Origin of the sequence: Limnohabitans simekii (SeqCode) (assembly GCF_965234735.1) — a bacterium.
GTDB lineage: Bacteria > Pseudomonadota > Gammaproteobacteria > Burkholderiales > Burkholderiaceae_C > Limnohabitans > Limnohabitans simekii.
In genome coordinates, this window is record NZ_OZ248541.1 from 119770 (window position 1) to 144612 (window position 24843).

Annotated in this window: 29 protein-coding genes; 10 read left to right on the forward strand and 19 right to left on the reverse strand. The window is 59.0% G+C overall.

The genetic code is table 11. The features are described 5' to 3' along the window. Positions 1-23 precede the first annotated feature (23 nt). Genes AC8GFP_RS04825 through hisD form a run of 6 tightly spaced genes read left to right on the forward strand, consistent with a single transcriptional unit; the run spans position 24 to position 5268 of the window. Positions 24-929 carry an ABC transporter ATP-binding protein gene (locus AC8GFP_RS04825; protein ID WP_506610812.1) on the forward strand — a complete coding sequence of 302 codons (906 nt, stop codon included), beginning with the start codon at positions 24-26 and terminating at the stop codon, positions 927-929. Then, positions 926-1681 carry an ABC transporter permease gene (locus AC8GFP_RS04830; RefSeq protein ID WP_506610814.1) on the forward strand — a complete coding sequence of 252 codons (756 nt, stop codon included), beginning with the start codon at positions 926-928 and terminating at the stop codon, positions 1679-1681. The genes AC8GFP_RS04825 and AC8GFP_RS04830 overlap by 4 nt, the downstream gene beginning before the upstream one ends. A 3-nt stretch (positions 1682-1684) precedes the next feature. Next, positions 1685-1924, forward strand: coding sequence for a BolA family protein (locus AC8GFP_RS04835; protein ID WP_506610816.1), 240 nt, complete (start codon positions 1685-1687; stop codon positions 1922-1924). 15 nt (positions 1925-1939) lie between these two features. Further along, a complete protein-coding gene (gene murA, locus AC8GFP_RS04840; RefSeq protein WP_506610818.1) occupies positions 1940-3217 on the forward strand; it encodes a UDP-N-acetylglucosamine 1-carboxyvinyltransferase in 1278 nt (425 codons plus the stop codon). Then, positions 3214-3861 carry an ATP phosphoribosyltransferase gene (hisG, locus tag AC8GFP_RS04845; RefSeq protein ID WP_506610820.1) on the forward strand — a complete coding sequence of 216 codons (648 nt, stop codon included), beginning with the start codon at positions 3214-3216 and terminating at the stop codon, positions 3859-3861. The genes murA and hisG overlap by 4 nt, the downstream gene beginning before the upstream one ends. A gap of 60 nt (positions 3862-3921) precedes the next feature. Beyond that, positions 3922-5268: a histidinol dehydrogenase gene (hisD, locus tag AC8GFP_RS04850; RefSeq protein ID WP_506610823.1), complete on the forward strand. Its 1347-nt coding sequence runs from the start codon at positions 3922-3924 to the stop codon at positions 5266-5268. A gap of 423 nt (positions 5269-5691) precedes the next feature. On the opposite strand, the gene AC8GFP_RS04855 is transcribed toward hisD, so the two are convergent. Further along, positions 5692-5964: a hypothetical protein gene (locus AC8GFP_RS04855; RefSeq protein WP_506610825.1), complete on the reverse strand. Its 273-nt coding sequence runs from the start codon at positions 5962-5964 to the stop codon at positions 5692-5694. Beyond that, entirely contained in the window at positions 5951-6244 is a 294-nt protein-coding gene (locus tag AC8GFP_RS04860; RefSeq protein WP_506610827.1) for a hypothetical protein, read from the reverse strand. Before AC8GFP_RS04860 ends, AC8GFP_RS04855 begins: the two co-directional genes overlap by 14 nt. Positions 6245-6468: 224 nt before the next feature. On the opposite strand from AC8GFP_RS04860, the gene cfa reads away from it, so the two are divergent. After that, positions 6469-7614, forward strand: a complete 1146-nt coding sequence (gene cfa / locus AC8GFP_RS04865) for a cyclopropane fatty acyl phospholipid synthase (RefSeq protein ID WP_506610829.1) — start codon at positions 6469-6471, stop codon at positions 7612-7614. 275 nt (positions 7615-7889) lie between these two features. Here cfa and AC8GFP_RS04870 read toward each other — a convergent pair whose 3' ends face one another. The 13 genes from AC8GFP_RS04870 to gspG are packed head-to-tail and all read right to left on the reverse strand — an operon-like array spanning position 7890 to position 20840. Further along, positions 7890-9722 carry an ABC transporter ATP-binding protein/permease gene (locus AC8GFP_RS04870; protein ID WP_506610831.1) on the reverse strand — a complete coding sequence of 611 codons (1833 nt, stop codon included), beginning with the start codon at positions 9720-9722 and terminating at the stop codon, positions 7890-7892. Between the two features lie 6 nt (positions 9723-9728). Continuing rightward, positions 9729-10643, reverse strand: coding sequence for a 5'-nucleotidase (locus AC8GFP_RS04875; protein ID WP_506610833.1), 915 nt, complete (start codon positions 10641-10643; stop codon positions 9729-9731). A gap of 8 nt (positions 10644-10651) precedes the next feature. Further along, on the reverse strand, positions 10652-11869 hold the full coding sequence (gene gspF, locus AC8GFP_RS04880; RefSeq protein ID WP_506610835.1) for a type II secretion system inner membrane protein GspF: 1218 nt from the start codon (positions 11867-11869) through the stop codon (positions 10652-10654). 5 nt (positions 11870-11874) lie between these two features. Then, on the reverse strand, positions 11875-13263 hold the full coding sequence (locus AC8GFP_RS04885) for a GspE/PulE family protein (RefSeq protein ID WP_506610837.1): 1389 nt from the start codon (positions 13261-13263) through the stop codon (positions 11875-11877). A gap of 2 nt (positions 13264-13265) precedes the next feature. Beyond that, positions 13266-15287, reverse strand: coding sequence for a type II secretion system secretin GspD (gspD, locus tag AC8GFP_RS04890; RefSeq protein WP_506610839.1), 2022 nt, complete (start codon positions 15285-15287; stop codon positions 13266-13268). Further along, positions 15284-16054, reverse strand: a complete 771-nt coding sequence (gspN, locus tag AC8GFP_RS04895) for a type II secretion system protein N (RefSeq protein ID WP_506610842.1) — start codon at positions 16052-16054, stop codon at positions 15284-15286. The genes gspD and gspN overlap by 4 nt, the downstream gene beginning before the upstream one ends. After that, on the reverse strand, positions 16051-16521 hold the full coding sequence (locus AC8GFP_RS04900) for a type II secretion system protein M (RefSeq protein ID WP_506610844.1): 471 nt from the start codon (positions 16519-16521) through the stop codon (positions 16051-16053). The genes gspN and AC8GFP_RS04900 overlap by 4 nt, the downstream gene beginning before the upstream one ends. Then, positions 16518-17699, reverse strand: coding sequence for a type II secretion system protein GspL (gspL, locus tag AC8GFP_RS04905; protein ID WP_506610846.1), 1182 nt, complete (start codon positions 17697-17699; stop codon positions 16518-16520). Before gspL ends, AC8GFP_RS04900 begins: the two co-directional genes overlap by 4 nt. Then, entirely contained in the window at positions 17693-18736 is a 1044-nt protein-coding gene (gene gspK, locus AC8GFP_RS04910) for a type II secretion system minor pseudopilin GspK (protein ID WP_506610848.1), read from the reverse strand. The genes gspL and gspK overlap by 7 nt, the downstream gene beginning before the upstream one ends. Next, positions 18733-19527, reverse strand: a complete 795-nt coding sequence (locus AC8GFP_RS04915; RefSeq protein ID WP_506610850.1) for a PulJ/GspJ family protein — start codon at positions 19525-19527, stop codon at positions 18733-18735. Before AC8GFP_RS04915 ends, gspK begins: the two co-directional genes overlap by 4 nt. A gap of 1 nt (position 19528) precedes the next feature. Then, entirely contained in the window at positions 19529-19954 is a 426-nt protein-coding gene (gene gspI / locus AC8GFP_RS04920) for a type II secretion system minor pseudopilin GspI (RefSeq protein ID WP_506610852.1), read from the reverse strand. After that, positions 19951-20364 carry a pilus assembly FimT family protein gene (locus AC8GFP_RS04925; protein ID WP_506610854.1) on the reverse strand — a complete coding sequence of 138 codons (414 nt, stop codon included), beginning with the start codon at positions 20362-20364 and terminating at the stop codon, positions 19951-19953. The genes gspI and AC8GFP_RS04925 overlap by 4 nt, the downstream gene beginning before the upstream one ends. Positions 20365-20387: 23 nt before the next feature. Then, the gene (gene gspG, locus AC8GFP_RS04930) at positions 20388-20840 is read right to left on the reverse strand and encodes a type II secretion system major pseudopilin GspG (protein WP_506610856.1); all 453 of its coding nucleotides are present in this window, start codon (positions 20838-20840) and stop codon (positions 20388-20390) included. Between the two features lie 44 nt (positions 20841-20884). On the opposite strand from gspG, the gene AC8GFP_RS04935 reads away from it, so the two are divergent. From AC8GFP_RS04935 to AC8GFP_RS04945, 3 genes are read left to right on the forward strand one after another with little or no spacing between them, the layout of a single operon-like run. Then, positions 20885-21466 (forward strand): hypothetical protein, encoded by a 582-nt coding sequence (locus AC8GFP_RS04935; RefSeq protein ID WP_506610858.1) that lies wholly within the window; start codon positions 20885-20887, stop codon positions 21464-21466. A 48-nt stretch (positions 21467-21514) separates the two neighbouring features. Further along, complete coding sequence (locus AC8GFP_RS04940; RefSeq protein ID WP_506610860.1) at positions 21515-21715, forward strand: type II toxin-antitoxin system VapB family antitoxin; 201 nt, start codon at positions 21515-21517, stop codon at positions 21713-21715. Next, a complete protein-coding gene (locus AC8GFP_RS04945) occupies positions 21712-22089 on the forward strand; it encodes a type II toxin-antitoxin system VapC family toxin (protein ID WP_506610862.1) in 378 nt (125 codons plus the stop codon). Before AC8GFP_RS04940 ends, AC8GFP_RS04945 begins: the two co-directional genes overlap by 4 nt. On the opposite strand, the gene AC8GFP_RS04950 is transcribed toward AC8GFP_RS04945, so the two are convergent. The 4 genes from AC8GFP_RS04950 to AC8GFP_RS04965 form a co-directional block, all read right to left on the reverse strand. After that, a complete protein-coding gene (locus tag AC8GFP_RS04950; protein WP_506610864.1) occupies positions 22042-22392 on the reverse strand; it encodes a helix-turn-helix domain-containing protein in 351 nt (116 codons plus the stop codon). The two genes, AC8GFP_RS04945 and AC8GFP_RS04950, sit on opposite strands and share 48 nt — an antisense overlap. 12 nt (positions 22393-22404) lie before the next feature. Beyond that, on the reverse strand, positions 22405-22575 hold the full coding sequence (locus tag AC8GFP_RS04955) for a hypothetical protein (protein ID WP_506610866.1): 171 nt from the start codon (positions 22573-22575) through the stop codon (positions 22405-22407). A gap of 102 nt (positions 22576-22677) precedes the next feature. Next, positions 22678-23886 (reverse strand): porin, encoded by a 1209-nt coding sequence (locus AC8GFP_RS04960; protein WP_506610868.1) that lies wholly within the window; start codon positions 23884-23886, stop codon positions 22678-22680. Between the two features lie 84 nt (positions 23887-23970). Continuing rightward, positions 23971-24831 carry a porin gene (locus AC8GFP_RS04965; protein ID WP_506610869.1) on the reverse strand — a complete coding sequence of 287 codons (861 nt, stop codon included), beginning with the start codon at positions 24829-24831 and terminating at the stop codon, positions 23971-23973. Positions 24832-24843 lie beyond the last annotated feature (12 nt).

The following is a 24843-nucleotide window of genomic DNA, read 5'->3' on the forward strand; positions in this document are numbered from 1 at the left end:
GGTCGTAGAATGCAAGGCTTCCTATGACCGCTATTTCCTTCCAATCCGTCAGCAAATCCTTCAGCAATGCCCGTGGCACGTTCACCGCACTGGACGGTGTGTCGTTCGACATTCAAGCGGGTGAATTTTTCGGCTTGCTGGGCCCCAATGGCGCTGGCAAAACCACCCTGATCAGCATCTTGGCGGGCCTCATGCAGGCCAGCAGTGGCCGCATTCAGGTGCATGGCCTGGATGTGCAAACCCAATCAGCCAAAGTGCGCAAGATTTTGGGCGTGGTGCCGCAAGAGTTGGTGTTCGATCCGTTCTTCACGGTGCGCGAAGCCCTGCGGTTTCAATCGGGCTATTTCGGCATCACCAACAACAGCGATTGGTTGGATGAACTCCTCGAATGTTTGGGCCTGGCCGACAAGGCCAACCACAACATGCGCCAACTCTCCGGCGGCATGAAGCGCCGCGTCTTGGTGGCGCAAGCCCTGGTGCACAAACCACCGGTCATCGTGCTCGATGAACCCACGGCTGGTGTCGATGTCGAGCTGCGTCAAACCCTGTGGCAATTCATCGCGCGTTTGAACCGCGAAGGCCACACCGTGTTGCTGACCACGCATTATTTGGAAGAGGCCGAGGCTTTGTGCTCGCGCATCGCCATGTTGAAGCAAGGCAAAGTGGTGGCCTTGGACAACACCAGCACCCTGCTTAAAAACGCGTCCAGCAATGTGCTGCGTTTCAAACTCGACGAACAATTGCCCCCCGACTTGGCCGCGCAAGCCCGCATCACCGGGCGCATCGTGCAGTTCCCAGCCAACGACGCGGCGCAAATTGAACACTACTTGGCCGCCGTGCGCAGCGCCGGTTTGCAAGCGCAAGACGTGGAAATCCGCAAAGCCGATTTGGAAGATGTGTTTCTCGATGTGATGGGAGCCACACCATGATGGGATGGCAAGCCCTGTTTTACAAAGAAGTGCTGCGCTTTTGGAAAGTCAGCGCTCAAACCATCGCCGCACCGGTGCTCACCGCGCTTTTGTACATGTTGATTTTTGGGCACTTGCTCGAAGGCCGTGTCACGGTCTATGACAGCGTCAGCTACACCGCATTTTTGGTGCCTGGTTTGGTGATGATGAGCTTGTTGCAAAACGCGTTTGCCAACAGTTCGTCCTCCATGGTGCAAAGCAAGATGATGGGCAACCTGGTGTTCATTTTGCTCACCCCCTTGGGCCCGCTCAGTTGGTTTGCCGCCTATGTGTTGGCGGCGGTGGTGCGCGGTTTGGTGGTGGGCTTGGGCGTGTTGCTGGTCACCATGTGGTTTGCGCCCATCAGTTTCGTGGCGCCCTTGTGGATTCTGGTGTTTGCCTTGTTGGGTGCGGCCATGCTCGGTACCTTGGGCCTCATTGCGGGTTTGTGGGCCGACAAGTTCGACCAAATGTCGTCCTTTCAAAACTTCCTGATCACGCCCATGACATTTCTGAGCGGCGTGTTCTATTCCATCCATTCGCTGCCACCGTTTTGGCAACAGGTCAGCCACCTCAACCCGTTTTTCTACATGATCGACGGCTTTCGCTACGGCTTCTTCGGCCAAAGCGATGTGTCACCGTGGCTCAGCCTGGGGCTGGTGGGCGGTGCCTATGTGCTGGTGGCCGCACTGGCCCTTCAACTGCTGCGCAGCGGCTACAAAATTCGAGGTTGAACCATGACCGCTGACCAAATTGAAACCATGATCGCCACCGGCTTGCCCTGCGACCACGTGCACGTCGAGGGCGATGGTCGCCATTGGTATGCCACCGTGGTCACCACCGCTTTCGAGGGCTTGCGCCCCATTCAACGGCACCAAAAGGTCTATGCCACCTTGGGCGAGAAAATGGCCAACGACGAAGTGCATGCTTTGTCGATGAAAACCTTCACCCCTGCCGAATGGAAGGCCCAGGCCTGAACGGCCTGACACGCTATGGACAAATTGCTGATCCGCGGCGGTCGTTCCTTGAACGGCAACGTCGCCATTGCGGGCGCTAAAAACGCGGCGCTGCCCGAACTCTGCGCCGCGCTCTTGACGGCCGACACACTCACCCTGTCGAACGTGCCGCGTTTGCAGGACGTGTCCACCATGGTCAAGCTGATTCGCCACATGGGTGTCAGCGCCGAGCGCAACGAGGCCGGTGACATGGTGATGAACGCAGGCAGTTTGCACACCCCCGAAGCGCCCTACGAGTTGGTGAAAACCATGCGGGCCTCGGTGCTGGCGCTGGGCCCGTTGTTGGCCCGTTTTGGCCATGCCAAGGTGTCCTTGCCCGGTGGTTGCGCCATTGGCACCCGCCCCGTCGACCAGCACATCAAAGGCTTGCAAGCCATGGGCGCGGTCATTGACGTGGAGCAAGGCTACATGGTGGCGCGATTGAAAGACGGTCGCAGCCGCTTGAAAGGTGCGCGCATCGCCACCGACATGGTGACCGTCACTGGCACCGAAAATTTCCTCATGGCCGCGGCCTTGGCCCAGGGCGAAACCGTGTTGGAAAACGCCGCGCAAGAACCCGAAATTCCCGACTTGGCCGAGTTGCTGATCGCCATGGGCGCGAAGATTGAAGGCCACGGCACCAGCCGCATCCACATCCAAGGCGTCGATGCCTTGCACGGCGCACACCACCACGTGGTGGCCGATCGAATCGAAGCGGGCACTTTTTTGTGCGCGGTCGCGGCCACCGGTGGCGACGTGGTGTTGCAGCATGCGCGTGGCGACCATTTGGAAGCCGTCATCGACAAGCTGATGGAGGCAGGTGCTCAGATTGAAGCCGTGCCTGGTGGCTTGCGTGTGCTTGCCGATGGCCCCGCGTTTGCACACCTGAAAGCGCAAAGTTTTCGCACCACCGAATACCCGGGGTTCCCCACCGACATGCAAGCCCAGTTCATGGTGCTCAACGCCGTGTCGCAAGGCAGCGCCAAAGTCACCGAAACGATTTTTGAAAACCGCTTCATGCATGTGAACGAGTTGCTGCGCTTGGGTGCCCACATTCAAATTGACGGCAAGGTGGCGATGGTGGAAGGCGTGGCCAAGCTCTCGGGCGCGACCGTCATGGCCACCGATTTACGCGCCTCGGCCTCCTTGGTGATTGCCGGTTTGGTGGCCAGTGGCGAGACCACGGTGGACCGGATTTACCATCTGGACCGAGGCTATGACCGCATGGAAGACAAACTCCGCGCCCTGGGCGCAGACATCGAAAGAATCCGATGAGCATCACCCTGGCTTTGTCCAAAGGACGCATTTTTGACGAGACCTTGCCGCTGCTGCGGGCCGCTGGCATCGAGGTGTTGGAAGACCCCGAGAAGTCGCGCAAACTCATTCTGCCCACCAACCAAGACAGCCTGCGCGTGGTCTTGGTGCGGGCCTCGGATGTGCCCACCTATGTGGAATACGGCGGCGCGGACATGGGCGTGGCCGGTTTGGACACGCTGATCGAGCACGGCAGTGCAGGCCTTTATCAGCCATTGGATTTGAAAATTGCGCGTTGCCGCATGAGCGTGGCGGTGCCACAAGGTTTTGACTACGCGGCTGCGGTCAAGCAAGGCGCGCGACTGCGCGTGGCCACCAAGTACGTGGCCATCGCCCGTGATTTCTTCGCCGCCAAAGGCGTGCACGTGGATTTGGTGAAGCTGTATGGCAGCATGGAACTGGCACCCCTCACCGGCATGGCTGACGCCATCGTTGATTTGGTGTCCACCGGCAGCACCTTGAAAGCCAATCACCTGATCGAGGTGGAACGCATCATGGACATCAGCTCGCGCTTGGTGGTGAACCAGGCCTCGCTGAAACTCAAAACCGCGGCCATTCGGCATTTGATTGACACCTTTGACCGCGCCACGTCCAAAGCGGCTTGACCGCCCGCCCACGTCGTTTGTCCACCCAAGATTGTTGATTTCTTCGATCCCTTCACAGCCATGACCGCCCGCCCACTTCGTTTGTCCACCGCCCAAGCCGATTTTGAAACCCTGTTTCAACAGCGCTTGCATTGGTCGGCCGACACCGACGCCGCCATCGAGCAGCGCGTGGCCGACATCTTGGCGGACGTGAAGCAGCGCGGTGACCCTGCGGTGCTCGAGTACACCGCGCGTTTTGATGGTTTGCAAGCCGACAGCATGGCGGCGCTGGAACTCACCCAAGCCGAGTTGAAAGCCGCTTTCGAAGGCTTGCCCGCCGCGCAAAAAACCGCCTTGCAAGACGCCGCCGCCCGGGTGCGCAGCTACCACGAGGCGCAGAAAAAAGCCTCGGGCGAGAGCTGGCAATACCGCGACGCCGATGGTTCTTTGCTGGGCCAAAAAGTCACGCCGCTGGACCGCGTCGGCATTTACGTGCCCGGCGGCAAAGCCGCCTACCCCTCCAGCGTCCTGATGAACGCCATCCCCGCCCACGTGGCCGGGGTGGCAGAAATCATCATGGTCGTGCCCACGCCCGCCAAAGACCGCAGCGCAGCGGGCGCGTCACACGGCGAGAAAAACCCCTTGGTGTTGGCCGCCGCCTATGTGGCCGGTGTCAGCCGCGCCTTCACCATCGGCGGCGCACAGGCCGTGGCCGCGCTGGCCTATGGCACCGCCACCGTGCCCGCGGTCGACAAAATCACCGGCCCCGGCAACGCCTATGTGGCCGCGGCCAAGCGCCGCGTGTTTGGCACGGTGGGCATCGACATGATTGCCGGGCCGTCCGAAATTTTGGTGTTGGCTGATGGCACGACGCCCGCCGACTGGGTGGCGATGGACTTGTTCAGCCAGGCCGAGCACGACGAGCTGGCGCAAAGCATTTTGTTGTGCCCCGACGCCGCCTACATCGACGCGGTGCAAGCTGCCATCGACCGGCTGCTGCCCGAGATGCCGCGCCAAGACATCATCCGCGCGTCCTTGAACGGGCGCGGTGCGCTCATCCACACCCGCAGCATGGAAGAGGCTTGCGCCATCAGCAACCGGATTGCGCCCGAGCACCTGGAGGTGTCGAGCAACGACCCGCACCGCTGGGAGCCGCTGCTGCGCCATGCAGGCGCGATCTTTTTGGGTGCCTTCACCAGCGAGAGCTTGGGCGACTATTGCGCCGGTCCGAACCACGTGCTGCCCACCTCGGGCACGGCGCGGTTTTCATCGCCACTGGGCGTGTACGACTTCCAAAAGCGCAGCAGCTTGATCGAGGTGTCCGAGGCAGGTGCGCAGGTGCTGGGCCTGACCGCCTCGGTGCTGGCGCACGGCGAGGGCCTGCAAGCCCATGCCCGGGCGGCGGAAATGCGGCTCAAACCCCGGTAATTGGTAATTGGGGTCAGATTCCAATATTGGGGGTCAGATTCCAATTAATTCACGCGTCTTGCCGACCACGGTGGGCTCGTCCGCCGCTCACCGCCACTTCGTGGCAACGAACGCTTAAGCGTTCCGACCCACCATGTTCGGCCAGCTGAAGTGGCTTGGTTGGCTGCCCTCAATTGTTCAACGCCAAAACAATTGGAATCTGACCCCAATTGATTTTGGCAGGCCAATTTCTCGACAGCGAGTGATACAAGAAAACGGCAAAACTTTGAATTTATGTATCATAAAAACGCCTGCAAGCCACGCCCCTGCTGACCACACCCTCAAAACAAGGCGTTTTGAGCATCTCCAAAAACGGCCTCTTTTGCACGACTTCAACATGAAAACAATTGGAATCTGACCCCAATTACCTTCAGGGTTGCCAGCTCAAAACTTGGTATCGGACAAGCGACCCGTAACGTATTTGTGCAGCACGCTGGCAATCAAGGTTTGATAGGGCACACCCTCTTGCAAGGCCCTGATCTGGATGTCGCTCAGGTCACCTGAAGACAGGCGGATATTGACCCGCTTGTCTTTGACGGCGGTGCTGCGGGCCGCCGCTTTGAACTTGGCCAATTCTGCTTTGCTGGCCACGGATGTGAGCGCCCCAGCCTCGTAGGCGTTGAGGATGCTTTGTTCTTCGACATCAAGTTTTTTCATCGGTCGTTCCTGGGTTCAAGTAGTCGCGTGTGGCTTTGCGGCTGGGGATGATGGTTTTGAGAAAGAAATAGTCTGCCTCTTCCACCACGGGCACCAAAAAAACGTAGCCATCGTGGGCCACGACCAGCATTTTTTGATGGGGGTATTTGGACGGGTTGGGATGCGACAGCACATCCAACAAACCATGGGCTTCGATGGCGACCACCATGGCTTCAAAACACACTTGTCGATCTTTCAACAGCGTCTCGTTTTTAGCGGGGTTCCAGCGAAAAGGCTTCATGGGGGAGATTCTAGGTTGATGTGTGCCTTTTGTCTTCAGTGGGCGCAAGAAATTCACGCCTGCTTGCCCACCATGTTCGGGCGGCTTAAGCGTGACTTCAACGCCAAAACAATTGGAATCTGACCCCAATTACCAAAAAATAACTCTAAATGACGGTATTAATGAAATTAAATGAGTAATTTATTGGTAATATCTGGCTCCATTTGTCACAGGGAGCCCGGACCATGTCCACCGTCATCAGCACGCTACCGCGCGCCAAGCCAAGCGCCGGTCAAACCAGCGGTCCTTGGTTTGCGCAGTTGCTGGCCTCAGCCGATATCCATCTCAATGGCAGCCGCCCTTGGGACATCCAAATCAAACACCCGCACACCCTGAGCCGCATCATGCGCGAAGGCAGCCTGGGCCTGGGCGAAAGCTACATGGACGGCTGGTGGGAATGCCCAGCCATCGATCAAATGATGACCCGCATGATGCGTGCCCGCCTGCACGAGCACTTGGGCACGCCGCGTGCACATCTGCACAGCTGGTTGGCGCAATGGACCAAGCGCCTGCCGGTGGGCCATTCGCGCATCGTGGGCCGGGCCCAGTACGCCTTTTCCAACCAATTGTTCGCCGCCATGCTCGACACCGGCATGAACCACGGCAGCGCTTGCTGGGACGAGGGTGCAAGCTCACTCAAAGAAGCCCAAGAAGCCAAGATGGCGCAAATTTGCCGCAAATTGAAACTGCAACCCGGTATGCGCTTGCTCGACATCGGCTGTGGCTGGGGCAGTTTCCTGCGCTACGCCGCCAAGCACCATGGCGTGCAAGCCGTGGGCCTCACCCACTCGCCAGCGCAAATGCATTCCGGTCAAAGCTTGAGCCAAAGCCTGCCGGTGCAAATTGAGGTCGCCGACTTTCGGCATTTCAACGCCGATGGCCGCAGCCGCTTTGATGTGGTGGTGTCATTGGGCCTGTTGAATACATCTGTGCAGTCCAACAACACCGCCTTTTTTGCGGCTGCGCGACGCAGCCTGAAAAAAGACGGTGTGCTGCTGTTGGAGACCATGGGCAAGAACCAGCATGGCCAATTGCTGCAAGCTTGGCTGGAAAAACACATTTTGGGACAAGCGCCTTTGCCCAGTTTGGGGGAACTCTCCGAACATGCGCAACCGCACTTTGTCATTGAAGATGTGCACAACATGGGCATCGACCATGACACCACGCTATTGGCCTGGCATCAACGGTTTGAAGCAGCCTGGCCGCAGCTGCGGTTGGCGTATGACGAACGTTTTTACAGGATGTGGCGCTACCACCTGTTGGCCAGTGCAGGCAGTTTCCGCGCACGCAGCACGCAGATTTGGCAAATGTGCATGACGCCCAAAGGCTAGGCAAGCAAAGGGGTTGATTCCATCCCAGCAAAAAAAGGCGACCGTCCCCGGCGCACAAGGCGCGCCCTTCAAACCAGGGCTATGAGCGAGGACGGTCTGAAACTGGCTATCACTTCCCTCGCCCAAAGAGTATCGGGTGCTGAGCCAGTTTCTTGAATCACTCACTTGCAGCACATGGCTCTTGATGCTGCCCTGCGACACGTTCACAGCATGCCTAGTGGCTCACTTGCAGCACACGGCGCTTGACGCTGCCCTGCGACACGTTCACAGCATGCCTAGTGGCTCACTTGCAGCACATGGCTCTTGATGCTGCCCTCAGACACGTTCACCAGTTGCCACAAGCGCTGGTGGTAGACCGCCACGCTGGGTCGGTGCGCAACAGACACCAAGGCACCGCCTTGGCGCATCACCATCAGCAGCAGGCGTTCGTAAATCACCTTCTCGGTCACCTCGTCCAAGGCACTGGTGGCCTCGTCGGCAAACACCCAACTGGGTTGCTTCAAAAACACCCGCGCCATGGCCAAGCGCTGGGCCTCGCCGCCGGACAGTTGCTGGCTCCATTGCCCCACTTGGTCAAGCTGACTGGCCAGGTTGGGCAACAAGGCTTGAACCAGGGCTTCCTTCATTTGCTCATCGGTGTAACTGCCCTCGGGATTGGGGTAGCACAGCGCATTGCGCAAATTGCCTTCGGGGAAGTAGGGCCGCTGGGGAATGAAAACCGCATTGGCGGGCAGGGCAATCGCCTCAGAAATGGCCAAGGGCTGGTGCTGCGGATCCCAGCCGCGCACATACGGCCAAATACCGGCCAGCACCCGCAGCAAGGTGGATTTGCCGCTGCCAGACGGCCCGCGAATCAAGACCGAGTCACCGGCACGCACTTGCAGCACCACATCGTCCAGCAGCACGGTGCGGTCGGGCAGGGTGATGGTGAGGGCGGCGGTTTTCAGATCGGTGGGGGTTGGCTCGTCGGCGCTGGGCGGCTGCACCACGGCGAACGAGATGGCCCGCAAGGTTTCCATTTGGGTGAAGAACACGCTCAAACGGTGGGTGGTGGCCGACCAAGCAGCCAAGCGGCTGTAGTTGTTGACGATCCAACTGAGGGACTCTTGAACTTGGCTGAAGGCCGAGGAAATTTGGATCAGCTCACCCAGTTGAATCGTGCCAGCAAAGTAGCGGGGTGCAGCCACCAAAATGGGGAACACCACCGCGGCTTGGCCATAGGCCGAGCTGAACCAGGTGTAGCGCTTTTGCACTTTCAACAGGCTCATGAAATTGCCCACCACCGCTTTGAAGCGGTGTTGCAAAGACTGGTTCTCAAATTCGGCACCGCGGTCCATGGCAATGGCTTCGCTGTATTCGCGCACCCGAATCAGGTGATGGCGGAAATGCGCTTCCAAACGCTGTTGGTTGAAATTCAAAGGCGCCATGCTGCGACCAATGAAATGACCCAAGATGCTGCCGCAAAGTGCATAAAGCACGGCCATCCAAACCATGAAGCCAGGGATGTCGATCACATAGCCCTCGGTCTCAAAGCTGAAGCCACCCGACAACATCCACAAGATACCGACAAAACTGGCCAGCGTCACCACCGCGTCCAGCAGGCCCAAACTCAGTCCCACGGTGTCCGAGGTGAATTGTTTGATGTCTTCCTGTATCCGTTGGTCCGGGTTGTCCGAGCCGTTCATGCTGTCGTGGTTTTGCAGCGATTGGCGCAACTCGATTTGGTAAAAAATATGGTGCGTGGTCCAGCGTTGCAGAAAATCTTTGGTCATCCAAGCACGCCAACGAATTTCCAGCAGTTGGGTCAGGTAAAAACGGTAGACCGCCACCACGATGAAGGCGCCCGCCAGCATGGCAAACATCTTCAACTGTTCCCAAAACACCAACTCGTCGCGGTTTTGCAAGGCGTTGTAGAAAACACGGTTCCAGTCATTGAGCATGACCAGCACATAGACCATGCCCAGGTTCAAGCCGATGCAAGCCACCAACAAGGCCCGCGCCGACCAGCGCTCTTCCGAGCGGAAATACGGCAGGGACAAAAACCACACATTGCGCAAATGGACGCGGGTTTTGCGCCACATGGCGCGGATCGGGTTGAACAATCGCATGAAGACTTAAGTTGGGTCGGGTAGGGGGGTATTTTGCACCCCGCTGGCCACATGGCCTGCTGGCACGTGCCGGGCCGCCGATTCGATGTGGCCGGTTTGGTCATCGAAGAAAAAATCGGGCTCAAACTCGCGCAAAAACTCACCCTTGGCCAAGCCGCCCAAAAACATGGCTTCGTCCACCTGGATGTTCCATTGCATCAAGGTGCGGATGGCGCGTTCATGGGCCGGGGCGCTGCGGGCCGTCACCAAGGCGGTGCGGATGCGAATGGCCGGGGTGCCCTCGGCTTGCAAGCGGTGCAAGGCCACCAGCAAGGGCTTGAACGGACCGGCCGACAGCGGTTGGCTGGCCTTGTCTTTCTCGTGCTGTTGAAACGCGCTCAGGCCTTGGGACTGAAACACCCGCTCTGCTTCATCGGAGAACAAAACGGCGTCGCCGTCAAACGCGATCCGCACTTCGTTCGGGTGCGCCTCGGAGGCATGGGCTGAATGCGGATACACCTGCGCGGCCGGTACACCCGCGTCCAGCGCGGCCCGCACATCGCTCAGGTGGGCCGATAAAAACAAATTCGCGTTCAAGGGCTTGAGATAACGCCAAGGCGGCTGCCCACGGGTGAACGAGCCCCGCTGGATGTCCAAGCCATAGTGCTGCGCCGAGCGAAACACCCGCATGCCACTGACCGGGTCGTTGCGCGACAGGATGACCACCTCGACCCGCGCCGCGCCTGGCTGGTTGAAGGCCAAGAGTTTTTTCACCAAAGAAAACGCCACACCGGGTTTGGCCGGTTCTTCCAAACGGCCAAGCTGCAAGTCCATGTAGGCGCGGTCGTCGTTTTGCTCGAAGACCTGGTTTTCTTCCTCGAAGTCGAACAGGGCGCGAGAGGAAATCGCCACTACCAATTTGCCGTCCAAGGTGCTTGCCATAGCTGCTTTCAGCGAACGAACTGGTTGAGTTGAATGATGGGCAACATGACCGCCAAGACGATCAGCATGACCACCAAGCCCATGACGACGATGAGCAAAGGTTCGAGCACCGTGGCCAATTGCATGGCGCGGCGTTGCACCTCGTTGCCCAGGTGCTCGGCGGCGTGTTGCAGCATTTGCGGCAACTGCCCGGTTTGCTCGCCCAATCGGGCGAACATGGGCAGCAAGCTGGGCAGGCGTTTGTGTTGCGCCAAGGCCGAGGCCAGTGGTGCGCCTTCGCGCACGAGTTCAATCGCCTGCATCGCGTCGTCCCGCAGCGCCATGTTCGAGAGCGTTTGCGCGGCGGTTTGCAAGGCTTTCAGCATGGGCACACCTGCGCCCACCAAGAGCGCCAAGGTGCTGGCAAAGCGGGCTGCGTTGTAGCCCAAGCTCAAGCGACCCACCAGCGGCAAGCGCAACCAAGCGTTGTCAAACTGTTGGCGAAACGTGGGCTGGCGCAAGGCCAGGCGCAACACCACCGTGCCTGCCACGATCAACAACAGCAGCCACAGCCACAGCGCTTGCACCCATTGGCTGATGGCCAGCATGGCCACGGTCAGCCACGGCAGGCTGCGCTGGGTGCTGGTGAACACCTCGGCCACTTGCGGCACCACATAGGCGAGCAAAAACAGCACGATGAGCAAGGCCACGCCACTCACAATGGCCGGGTAGAGCGATGCCGCCAACAACTTGCTGCGCATGGTGTGCGCAGCTTCCATGTCGTTGGCCAATTGCGCCAACACCTGGCTCAAGCGGCCGCTTTGCTCACCCGAGGCAATCACCGCCACATAGAGCGCGTCGAACTCGCGCGGGTGCATGGCCAGCGCTTGGGCCAGCGGCGCACCCGCGTTCACCTCGGCTCGCAGCTGCGCCACCAAATCGCGTTGGGCGGGTGTGGCGGCTTCTTCGCTGAGCGCAGTGAGGGCGCGTTCCAGTGGCAAACCAGCGGCCACCAAACTGGCCAGCTGGCGCGTCCAGACCACCACATCGGTGCGGCTGAACACACGGGCAGTCCACAGCACGATGTCGCCCGGGCGAGCTTTGGGTGCCGCCACCGGCAACACTTTCAAAGGCACCAAGGCTTGGCTGCGCAACTGGCTGCGGGCCGCGCGTTCCGAATCGGCTTCCACCACACCTTGCTCGGTGTGGCCTTGGGCGTTGAGGGCGGCGTAGCTGTAGGCGGGCATGTCGCTCAGTCGCGCGTCACGCGCAACAACTCTTCAGCCGAGGTGATACCCGCATCCACCAAGCGCTGGCCATCGTCACGCAAGCTGCGCATGCCGTTGCCTTGCGCCGCGTCTCGCAGTGCGGCCTCGCTGGCCTTGTCATGAATCAGACTGCGCAGGCTGTCATTCGTGCTGAGCAATTCAAAAATACCGGTGCGACCTTGGTAGCCGGTTTGGCCGCAGTGGCTGCAGCCTTTTCCTTGGCAATGCCCACACCGCTTGCGCACCAAGCGCTGCGCCAACACGCCAAGCAGTGACGAGCTGAGCAAGAAGGGTTCGATGCCCATGTCGGTGAGTCGGGTGACCGCGCTCACCGCGTCGTTGGTGTGCAAGGTGGCCAAGACCAAATGCCCGGTCAGCGACGCTTGGATGGCGATTTGCGCGGTTTCGTGGTCCCGAATTTCGCCAATCATGATGATGTCCGGGTCTTGCCGCAGGATGGCCCGCAGGGCTTTGGCAAAGTCCAGGTCAATCTTGGGGTTCACTTGGGTTTGGCCAATGCCCGACAACTCGTACTCGATGGGGTCTTCCACCGTCATGATGTTGAAGCGGGCGGCGTCCAGCTGTTGCAGCGCGGCGTACAGCGTGGTGGTTTTGCCCGAGCCGGTGGGGCCGGTGACCAAGACAATGCCGTGTGGCTGCGACAGCAACTGCGTGAAGCCTTGTAGCGTGTGGCCTTGCATGCCCACGGCTTCCAAGGTGAGGCGGCTTTCGCTTTTGTCCAGCAAGCGCAGCACCGCACGTTCGCCGTGGGCGCTGGGCAAGGTGGACACCCGCACATCAATCGCGCGTTGCCCCAAACGCAAAGAAATGCGGCCGTCTTGCGGCAAACGCTTTTCGGCGATGTCAAGGTCGGCCATGATTTTCAAACGCGAAATCAGCGCGGCGTGCAAAGCGCGGTTTGGGCTGACCACTTCGCGCAGCGTGCCATCGATGCGAAAACGCACACTGCTGTGGCGCTCGTAGGGCTCGATGTGGATGTCGCTGGCGCCGTCTCGCGCGGCTTGCATCAGCAAGGCATTGAGCATGCGGATGATGGGCGCGTCTGCCGAGGCTTCCAGCAAATCTTCCACGGCGGGCAGCTCTTGCATCATGCGGCTCAGGTCGGCTTCGCCTTCCACCTCGCTCATCACCAAGGCCGCGCTCGATTCCGCGCCTGCATAACTGGCCCCAATGCGTTGCAGCAGCGTGGCCGCGTCCACATGGGCGAAGCGGTCCACCGGGTGGCAGCGCAGCACCTCGCTCCAAGCCCCGGCGTGCGGCGCGTCCGCATGCCAAAGCGTCAGGTGCCGACCATCGTCCTCCAGCAACAACTGGTGGGCGCGGGCGAAGGCGTAGGGCAGCGGGTGGCGCATGGTCAGTTGGCCGGTGCGCTGTCTTTGCGCGGGAAGGGCGGCAGCACCTGGTCGTTGGGCACCGGCAGCACCGGTGTTTCAGGTTTGTCAGCGTCTTTTTGCAGGCCTTGCATTTGCTCGTAGCGGCCGCTGCTCAGGACTTCTGCGCTGTTGTCGTCGCGCACCACCACCGGGCGCAAGAAGATCATCAGGTTGGTTTTGTTGCGGCTGCGGCTTTCATTGCGAAACAAATTGCCAAAGAAGGGCATGTCGCCCAAGCCGGGCACTTGCTGGCGGCTGTCTTCGTAGTTGTCAGAGAGCAAACCACCCAGCACCACCACCGCGCCATCGGCGACCAAGATGTTGGATTCGATGGAGCGTTTGTTGGTGACCAGCCCGTCGATGTCTTTGCGCGAGCTGTTGACGCTGGACACCTCTTGGTAAATGGTCAGCTTCACCGTGCCGGTATCGCTGATTTGCGGTTTCACTTTCAGAGTCAAGCCCACGTCTTTGCGCTCCACGGTTTGAAACGGATTGACCGAGCCGCTGTTGCTGTTGTTGCTGGTGTATTGGCCGGTGACGAAGGGCACGTTTTGACCGACAACGATCTTGGCTTCTTCGTTGTCCAAGGTCAGCAAAGAGGGCCGCGACAAGATGTTGCTGCCGCCATTGGTTTGCAAGAAGTTGGCCAGCGAGGTCATGATGTACCTGCCGTCAATTTTGCGGGCGCTGCCAATGTTGAGACCTTGCGACACACCGGCTGTGCTGGGGTTGCTGCTGAGCGACAGCAAATTGTTGGTGGCGAAATTGGTGCCCAACACACCCACATTGGCGGCGCTGCTGCTGCCCATCAGGTTTTGCCACTGAATGCCAAATTGAGATTCTTTCGCCGAGTCCACTTCCACAATCAAACTCTCCACCAGCACTTGGGCACGGCGTTGATCGAGCGAATCGATAACCGCCCGCAGCTGGCGGTATTGCGGCTCGGGGGCGGAAATGATGAGCGAGTTGGTGGCGGCATCGGCCTGGATTTGCCCGCCGGTGCTGGGCAGGTTGGACAAAGTGCTGGCGCTGGCGCTGGCGTTGCCACCAGTGGGGGCTGCTGTGGGTGTGGGTGTGAGGCTGCTACTGCCCGTGTTGGCGCTCATGGCAGCGCGCAAGGTGTTGGCCAGCTTGGTGGCGTCGGCATTTTTCAAATACACCACATGGATGTTGCCGTTGGCCAGTTCGCTGCCCGGGCGGTCCAATTTTTCAATCAAAGAGCGCACTTGCGCTTGCTTGGCCGGGTTGGCCGAGCGCACGATGATGGCGTTGCTGCGGGCCTCGGCCAAGATGCTGGTTTTGTAGCCGGTGTCGGCTTGGCCTGCCGCAGCGGCTGCGCCACCCGTCTCCACCAAACGGGACAGCAGCGCGGCCATGTCACTGGCGATGGCGTGTTTGAGGGGTATCACTTCCACATCGGTGGCATTGGCCACGTCCAGCGCCGCGATGATTTTGCCCAAGCGTTGCAGGTTGTCGGCGTAGTCGGTGATGACCAGTGCGTTCGAACCTGGCGTCACATTGATGGTGTTGTTCGGGCTGATGAGCGGGCGCAACACGGCAACCAAATTGTTGGCGTTCTCGTGGTTGAGCTTGAAGATTTGCGTCATCACCTGCGCGTTGTTCGGTGTGCCTTTGGCCACCACCGCGTCTTGGCCGCCTTGCAATTTCGCTTCGGCCTCGGGCACCACCTTGAACAAGCCCTGGGTTTCAATCACCGCAAAGCCCTGCAAACGCAGCACCGCTAAAAATTGGTTCCAGGCCACTTGCGCCGACACCGGTTTCTCGGTGCTGAGGGTGATGGTGCCTTTCACACGCGGGTCAACCACCAAGCTGCGCTTGGTCAAACCGGCCAAGGTGCGGGCCACGGCTTCAATCTCGGCATTCACAAAATTCAAGGTGATGGGCGCTGCGGCTGGTTTGGTTTGCGCCCAAACGGGGGCGCTCAAACCCATGCTGGCCATCAGCAAACAAGCGATCGTGGTGTGTCGGTTCAACATGCTCATCCCCATCTCAAAACAGTGCGGTTGCCCACGCGCTGACCCAGCACGCCCAGCAAATTGGCCAGCGCGGTTTCATGGCCGGTGTTGGCCCGCGCTTCGCCTTCAAAAGAAAAACCGCGTGCGCCAAAAGCGCCGCGTCCTTGCATCAACAACTGGCCTTCGGTGGTGGCCAGCACCAAGCTGGGCTGCGCCCCGCCTTGCAAACGCAGGCTGTAACTGCCCAAGGGCTTGACCGTGGACAAGCCCGACGACAAGCCTTGCAGTTGCAATTGGGCGCTGCCTTCCAACACCGCTTGGGGCTGCTGACCGCGCCAAGTCCAACTGAGTTGTTGGCTTTGCAACTGCAACACGCCGTTCAAGGCCAAGGTGTTCCAAGGCGCTCCCAAGCCCGACAGCCATTGTGCAGGCCAGACACTGCGCGGCGACACCAGCGACACCTGCAGGCCCAGCCAGACCGGTTGCAACTGCAACAACACCGGCTGTGGTGTGCAGCAAGCTGCGTTCAGCCTGAGTTGCAAGCCGTTCCACTGCGGGCGCAGTTGCCAATGCAAACGCTGGGGCAAGGCCAAGGCGTCTTGACCACCGGGCCCACTGGTCAGCACCCATTGGGCGTGGCCCTGCCACACCGTGCCTTGCGCGTCGCGCAGCTGCACATGGCCACGGCTGGCGGCGTTCACACCGCTTGCCAGCCATTGCGCGGGCGCGTGCAAGACCACCGCCAGCAGCAAGCCCAGCGCCATGCCCCAGGAGGAAAAGCGGGCGGTCTTCATGGTTTGTTGGGCAGTGCGAACACCAACTGCCCCTCCCAGCCTGCGGGTTTGAAATGCGTGTGCGCCTCTTGCACTTTGGCATGGGCTTGGCTGCGGGCCTGCGTCAGCAGCTCAGCCAAAGCCTGTGGGCTGAGGGCTTTGAAGTCGAGCGTGACACGTTCGCCTTGGCGGTTGAATTTGACTTGGCCGCCCAAGGCTTGGGCCATTTGTTGCAGGCTTTGCGCGGCTTGCTCGGGGCTGATGCGGGTTTGCTGGCGCAGTTGCTGGGCTTGTTGTTGCAAGGCTTGCATCTGCGCGGTTTGTTGCGCCAAGCGAGCACGTTGCGCGTCACTCGAGCGCAGCACCTGCAATGCAGGCGACACCGCCCATTGCCACACGACAAACACCAACACCAAACCCAGCGCCCATTGGATGCCGATTTGTTCGCGCGGGCTGCGTTGTGACAACCAAGTGTGCCAGGCGTTCATGGCTTGGCCTCGGTGCGCAACACGGCTTGGTTGCCGTCCATGCGGAATTGGTAGCCCAACTCGGGCCAAGGCACTTGCGACAGTGTTTGCAAGGTGTTGGCAGGCACATCGGTCAGGCGCAACTCACCCAAGCGGTAGTCGAGTTTGGCGGGGGGCGTGTGGTCGGGCCAATGCGCCGACAAGGTTTGCAACATGGCATCCAGGTCGGCGGTTTGCGGCAGGCCTGCGCCTTGTTGCAGTGCCTGCACCTCGCGTTGCATTTGCAGCGGGGCATCCACCACCACCGTCACTTTGGGGAAGCTGTCTTTCAAAATGTGCGTCAATGCCGCTTGTTGTTGGCTGAGGGCGGCTTGCTCGCGCCAAGCCCACGCATTCAAGCCGACGAGTTGCACCAGCACCAAGGCTAAGAAACCACGCCGAACGCTGTGCCATTCGGGGCCGTGCCACAGGCTGCGCCAAGCGTGTTGCAACCAGCGTTGGCCGCGCAAGCGGCTGTTTTGCGCCCACTCGCCTTGCGCCATGTTCCATTCCGAAGACGCGGCTTGCAACCAGCGTTGCTGCACGGTTTGAAGCTGGGCAGGCTGTTCGCTCCAGCGGTTGGCGTGTTCGGCCACCGAGGGCTCGGCCCACACAGTGGCATTGGAGAAATTGGCCACTGGGGTCGCAGCCGTGGCTTGGGGCGGCAAACGCCACACCGTGTCGGCTTGAGAAAGCAGGGCTTGCAGCTGGCCGTTGTCGTTCAGCAAATGCAAAGCAGGCGCATCGCTGGTTTGCAATTCAGGCACCAAGCGTTGCACCCGCACACCAGCGGCTTGCAAGGACGCCAGCGCTTGGCGCAACCAGCTTTTGGCACAGGCTAACACCAACACTTGGCCACCTTGGCGCAGGGCTTTGCCCGAAGCCGGCGACAACACCAAATGCATGTCTTGTGGGTCTTGCAGCAACTGTTCTTCCAACAGGCTTTCCAACACGGCGTTGCTGCGTTGGCCGACGCTGGGTGGCAGGTTCACTGTGTGCCAAGAAAGCACTTGCCAAGGCACCACGGCCACCACCTCGCCGCTGCTGTGCGGCAGTTGTGGGGCCGAGGCTTGGCCACTGCCCGACACACTCAAGCCATCGGCGCTGACCACAAACTCGAAAGTGGTGTTTGGATGGGGGGGCAAGTGGATGATCAGCATGGCGGCTCGATTGTAGAGAGGCACCCTGGTTCGCCCAGCAATGGCCGCACTTCGCGCCAAACCGTTTTGGTCTCCACGCCATCGCGCACCACCAAGGCGCGTTGCAGCACGCTCACTTCGTTTTGCCGCAACTGGCCCACCACCTCGAAATAGCGGGTGTTGACACTGTGTCGGCTGTCGCTCAAACCGAGTGTGTCTGCACCCATGCGGCTGCGCAGGTTTTCCAAATTCTCAAACGGTTGCTTGTTGCGCTCGCGCACCCAGTTTTGCGCGGCGGCCAAGTTCAAACCCGGCACACTGGCCGACAGCACCTCGGCGCTGGCGGTGTTGATGTTCACCGGCGTGGCGCTGGGCAAGACCGTGATGTAGGGCGACAAACGCGCCAAACTGCGCGGGCTGATGCCCAGCCAGCCGAGTTGTTCCAAGCGCTGAGGTGGCAGCGGCGCATTCAGCTTGGGGGTGGTTTGCAGCGCCGCCTCCAAAGCCTTGGCCCAAGCCAGCAACTCGGCCTCGGGCAGGTTCAAGAGTTGGTACAGCCGCGCAAAACTGCGCAACTCTGCGCTGTTCAAGCTGCCGCCTGTCACCAAATTGGCCACATTCAAACGCGCTTGCATGTCGCTGATGCGCCCCGACAAAAACACCTGCTCGGCCAAGCCATCGCGCAGCGTGAGCGTGCCGCCCGGTGCAGCGGCCAAAAAACTCGACAAACGCGCTTCGCGCAAAGGCGTGGCCCACGGCTCGGCCAAGTGGTCGGTGTTGCCGGATCGGCCGTCTTCGCGCAGCACCACCCGCGACCAATCTTGAGCACCCACCAACAGCCAATGCGCTTGTTGCGCGTCGCGTTCGGCGGTTTCCACCGACAGGGTGCGCCACTGTTGCCACAGCGCAGACGAGGCCAGCACGGCAATCAAGGCCACCGTGAGCAAAGCCATCAGCAGGGCTGCACCCTTTTGCGTGCGCGTTCGATTCGCAGGCTGTCCCTGGGTCGCAGCCGATGGCTTGGACCTGCATGAGATGGCTGGCAGGGTGGGCTTCATCTATTGCCTGCCCCACCCCGATTCGGGTTGAAGTCGGGCCGCACCCAGTCGAGGGTGAGGGCCCCTTGATCCATGCTGTTGTTGGTGTTCGCCTTGTTTGTGTTGCTGTTGCCGGTGTCGAGTTGCAGCACCATGCGAATCGCGTCGGGTGTTTTCAGCAGCGCTTGGGTTTGTTGGCCATCGCTGCTGAGCGGGTTGGCCCAAGCGTTGTCCCGCAAATAAAACACCTGCCAACTGCCCGCGGGCATCAGCTTGGCCTCTTGTTGCAGGGCTTGGCTGCTGGGGTTTTGGCCCCATTGCGCGGCCTCGCTCCAGGCTTGATCGATTTGTGCGCGGTTGCCCAAATCAGCTGATTGCCAGCGACGCCATTGGCCATCCCGCACGGTCCACGCCGTCACTTGCAAGCCCGCATCTTGGCCCTGCGGCAGCGGCGTGCTGCTGCGACGCAGCAAGCGCATCAACCGGCCGTCCCAAGACAGCGAACTGCCTCCCAAGACACCGGGCAGGGTTTGCATGGCTAGCAAATCGGCACGCCATTGCGACAAACCCATTTGCGCGGCAGCCACGCTGTCGATGCGGGCCTGGGTGCTGTCGCGGGTGCGCATCATGGTGTCCAGGCCGCGCCAACTCAGCACCGCCAGCACCGCCATCAAGGCCAAACCAACCAAGAGTTCCACCAAGGTGAAGCCGGATTGTTTGAAAGAAGCGTTGCTGGGCTTTGCCGCCAACGCCCATGCGGCTGGCTTGTTGGCGCATGCTGGGGGCTGTGGGTTTGAAGGGGGCTTGTGCATCTTAAAAACGCCCTAGCACCGTGGTGATGCGCAGCACCGGGGTTTGCGCGTCCATCACTTGCGCATCCACGCGCCTGAATGAAGGGTTGGGCGTGGTCGCCACCGTGAGCACCACCTTGAATTTGAATTGCGCTTGCGTGCAGTCCAGGCTTTGCTCGCCCACGTTGGCGAACTGCGGCGAAACGCGCAACTGGTGCAAGGCGTTGTCGGCACACACCTGCGCCAACAACACCTGCCATTGGCGCTGGGCATTGCCGGTCATGCTGGAAGCGGCCCGCAGACCCGCCATCAGGCTGATGGACAAAATGGCCAGCGCCACCAACACCTCGATCAGCGTGAAGCCCCAAGTCTGCACGCTTGAGGTGAGAGGGCGCAGGCCTCTTCCATGGCGCGCCGCTGGTGGCATGACGCGAGCTTGCGGGGTCATGGTTGCACCTTGAAGGCTTGCACACCATCGCTTTTCAGCAGCAAGCTGCTGCCATTGAGCATCAGCTGAAACTGCATGGCCGCTTGCACCGGCTCGGCGCTGATCACCCATTCGGCGGGCTGCACCTGGGTGCCGGGGTGCAGCCAGGTCATGGTTTGCTGCGGCGGGCCTTGCAGCGGCAGGCTGCGCAGCGTGAAGCCTTGCGCATCACTGCGCCACACCATGGGCGTGCTGCGGCTGCGGGCTTGGGCTTTGGCGTTTTCCAACACCGCCACCAAGCGGTCGGCTTCTTGGTTGAGTTTTTGTTGCGGGGTATCGCGCAAGCTCAGCACCACCAAGCTGCTGCCAATGGCCACCAAGGCCATCACCACCAGCAACTCGATCAGCGTGAAGCCTTGTTGGCGGCGCATGAAGCGTCAGCGCAAGGGCCGTGTCATTCCCAGCTGCCGATATCGGCGTTTTTGCCTTCGCCACCGGCTTGGCCATCCGCGCCAAAGGACAGCACATCCACCTCGCCTTTGAGGCCTGGGTTCATGAACTGGTAGGGGCGGCCCCAGGGGTCGTTGGGCAGTTTGTCTAGATAGGGCTTCCAATTGGTGGGGATGGTGTCCACGGTGGGCTTGGCCACCAACGCCGCCAGGCCTTGCTCTGCGCTGGGGTACTGCTGGTTGTCCAAGCGGTACAGCTTCAAGGCTTGCATCAGGTTGTTCACATCGGTGCGGGCGGCGGTGGCGCGGGCATCATCGGCGCGGTTCAACACATTCGGCACGATCAGCGCAGCCAAGACGCCAATGATGACCAGCACCACCATCAACTCGATCAGCGTGAAGCCGCGCTGAAGCGTCGTGATGCGTGGTTTGGAAGTGGCTTGAGCGGCGTGGGTCATGGTGTTTTTCGCATGAGAGAGACAGCCTGCATGATAATGCGCCGATGCGTCAATCCATCGCCTCTTCCCACTCTTCAGCGCTGCCCGTTTGGGCTGCGCCCGCTGCAAGTTTTTTGGTGTGGGCGGCTGCCACCGCCTCTTTGGTGGCCTGGGGTTTGGCGTTTTGGCCGGGCGATGGCCGACCCTTGGCCAACAGTGTGTCCATGGAGACCGCCAGCAACCGAACAGGTGTCAGCAACGCGAACATGCCAGCAGCTGGCAAGGGCATAGCGGCAAACACATCCAGCTTGGGTTCCGCTAACAGCAGTGCAGACACATCAACAGCAGATTTAGGCAAGGTTTTGGGAGCCAGCACCGCAGTCCAAGTAGAACCCGCCGCCCCCAGCTTGGTCAGTCGCTTGGCCTTGCTGGGCATTGCCAAACGCGGCAAAGAATTTTCAGCACTCATCGCCGTGGACGGCCAAGCCGCCAAGCCCTTTGCCAAAGGCGCCGAAGTGTTGCCCGGCTTGGTCTTGCAAAACGTGAGCTTGCAACAAGCCAGCTTGGGCGCCAGCATCAGCAGCCCAGCACAAATTCAGTTGGACATGCCCAAGCGGGCCGAGCCTGCCAGGGGTATGGTGCAGTGATGCGATCTTTGATGCAAAATTGCATCAAATAAGCAGCAGGAGGACCCCATGCGAACCACTGTCACGATTGATGATGCGCTCTATGAACAAGCGCTGGCGTTGGCTGACCCATCAATGAACAAGGCAGATTTGCTGAAAGAAGCCATCCATACGTTCATACGGGTTCAGGCCGCCAAACGCTTGGCCGCACTGGGCGCTACCAGTCCTGAGATCAAGGACATCCCTCGCCGCAAATCACGGCCCTCATGACATTCGTTTTGGTGGACACCTCTGTTTGGGTGGATCACTTTCGCTCCGGTCATTCCCATTTGGCGCATTTGCTGGCGCAAGATCAGGTTTTGATGCATCCGATGGTGCTGGGCGAAATAGCTTGTGGCACCCCGCCTGATCGACTTTTGACGCTCAAAAACCTTTCGCTTTTGCGACCAATGCAGGTGGCCACGGCGGATGAAGCCATTCGGTTCGTGGAAACCGAGCAACTCTTTGGACAGGGATGTGGTTTGGTGGATATGTTGCTGCTGGCCTCCACGATCATCACCCCCGGTGCGCAACTCTGGAGTTTGGATAAGCGCTTGTCAGCGTTGGCTGAGCGGTTTGGTGTGATCTACCAGCCTGATTTGTAGTTTTTTCCCGCAGGCTTGGGCGTAACGGCGCAGTGTTTTCAAGGAAGGCGAATAGTCCTCTTTGATCAAACTCGATTCAATGCGAGCCAACACGGGTTGGCTCACGCCCATGCGCAAAGCGACATCTGCTTGCGTCAATCCAGCCTCTTTTCTGGCAGCCAATAACGCCTTGAGTTGATCAAACTCTTCCGCAAGATCAGCGTAGGTTTGTTTGAACTCCGGATCCTTCGCGGACTTCTTGGCGGCTGATTTCTGAGGGCTGAAGGGAATCGGCTTGAATGTGCTGTCTTTAGAAGTTTTCATCTTGCACTACTTTCAGTCTACAAACAGTCCGCGTCCCATGGCTCGTGTGTATGGCAAGCCAAGATCAGGGCCAGAAATTTGCATTTGCTCGGTGATCCTCAAAAAACTGGCATAAATGCCTTTGGGCCAGGCCTCAATGGTTTTCTGAACTTTTTGATTAAAGAAGAAAAGTTTGTATTGCAAATTATAGCCTCTAAGCTATGGCTGTTGTGTTTAAAAAACCCACCTCGTTGCCGAGGTGGGTTCGCGTTTCAAACCTCAAACTGGCTGGTGCCAGCCACGAGATTAGAAGTTGTGGCGCAGTCCCAAGGCGCTGATGGCTGAACTGAACTCGTTACCAGCATCTGTGCCGCCATCGAGCTTTTGTTTGCCATAAGCCACATAGGCGGTGGTGCGTTTGCTCAGGTCATAGGTGAGCAGCAATTTTTGGCCTGAAATATTGAAATTATTTTTATGTTTAAGGGATGAAACAACAATACTTGGATCTCTCGTGTGCTCTGCTTTGGAATACAGATACCCCACATTAACTTGTTCAACGATAGGTACTTTGACGCCAATCACGCTCATTTCGAGCTTGGCTTTGGTGTCTTTCACTTTTTCGGTGGCCATCCCGCCCACAAGTTTGAAAATACCAAAGTTGTAGGAGCCTGCCAAAGCGCTTGAATCACGTGTCTCGCCCCCGTTTGCACTTCGGTAAAGAATGTGGTTCAAACCGTTGATCCCACCAACAGTAAGCTGTGCGGATGTGCCTTTGATTGTTGGTGACAACGTAAAGATTGTTTTGTCAATTCCATTTGTGCCAGTGGCACTGGCTGCAAAAATTCCAGATGCGAGCATCTTTTCTGAGTGCATTGCATAACTGACAAAGAATTTCTGACCATCGGTGAAGATGGCGTGTGCACCTTGGCTTTCGCCTTGTGTACTGTCAGAAAAACCTTTTTGCACCTGAATGAACAAGCCAGGGGTCAGGCTGGGCAGGCTGTAAGTGATGGTGTTGTTGTTGGGTTCAGGTGCCAGGCCGGACAAGCCTGTGCCACTTCGCCCAGCACCTGCAAAACCAGGTGTGGCAGACAACTGTGTGGGATCGATGGCCGCCACGGCAGTGAACAAGGGACGCCATTGGCGACCCAGCTTGACTTTGCCAAATGCGCCTTCCAAGCCGACATGAGAAAGGTAATTGACAGGGGTGCTCGAATCTGAATCTGGCCCGACATATTTCAATGACATCTCGTATGTGGCCTTGAGGCCATCTTCTAAATCTTCTGACCCGGAAAATGACAATGAACTGTAATTGGACAGCGTCGAGGCCGCTCTGTTCACGCTGTCAGTACCTGAAATAGGGGCGGTTGCTGACTTGGGGTTGGTTTTGGTTTCAAACTTCTCGTAGGACTGATCCACCGTGCCTTTGATCAGTACCTGGGCAGAAGCAGTGGCACAAAACGCAGACAGTGCCAGCAATGCGATGCTGTTTTTTTTGAATTTAGATTGACTCATGTTGATCTCCAAGAAAAAAACCCACCAAGTTGCCGAGGTGGGTTTGTGATGAACTAACTTGATCTGGTTTGACTCAGACTGGGTTTAAAAGTCGTGGCGAATGCCAATGGAATTGACCGAGACAGAAGCCGCCGTTTTGTTTTCGTCAGTCACTTTGTTTTGGAAGTAAGCCATGGTGCGCTTGCTCAGGTTGTATTTGGCTGTCAACTCATAAGCTGATGCATCGCCTTTTTCAGAATAGCTGGCGATCAATGTGGCTGCACCCAGCGGAGCGCTGATACCAAAGCCAGTGGCATCTTTTTCGCCAGATTGCGTCAATGAGCTGATGAACACCTTGGCCATGCCAAAGTCATAGGAAGCCCCCAAGCCGTTGACAGCTTTATCCCCTTTGTTTGTGTTTGATGCATAAGAGGCACTGAATGCACCTGTGGTGTAGCTCAGGCTGTAACCGGAAGATATGCCCCAATTCTTTTTGAGTGTGCCGTCTTCTTTGTTTTCACGGGTTGTTTGGTCATTGGCTTGCAACGACACTGTGACGCCAGAGAAATTGGGTGAGGTGTAGGTCACCGAACCATTTGCCTGCAAGCCTGAGCCATTGGCCAGGTTGGAAGAATTGGCCGCGCCGCCAGCTGCGTCGTTGCCCCAAGTGGCCAAAGCCAAGGGGGTGAATTGCTTGCCAATTTTCAAAGTGCCAAAGTCGCCACCCAGTCCAACGTAAGAGTTGTAATTGGTCAATCCGGTGCCGCCGGTGTTGTGGTCTTGCAAGAATGCATAGTTGAAATCGGCTTTCAGACCATTGCCTAAGTCTTCCACACCGCCCAAACGAAACTCGGAACCACCGTTGGTTCCGCCACCAAGACCTTTTTTGGCACCGTCCATGGTGTAGGTGGATTCCATCACGCCGGTGAGTGTCACTTGAGCGAAAGTGACGCCAAATGACAACAAAGATGCTACTGC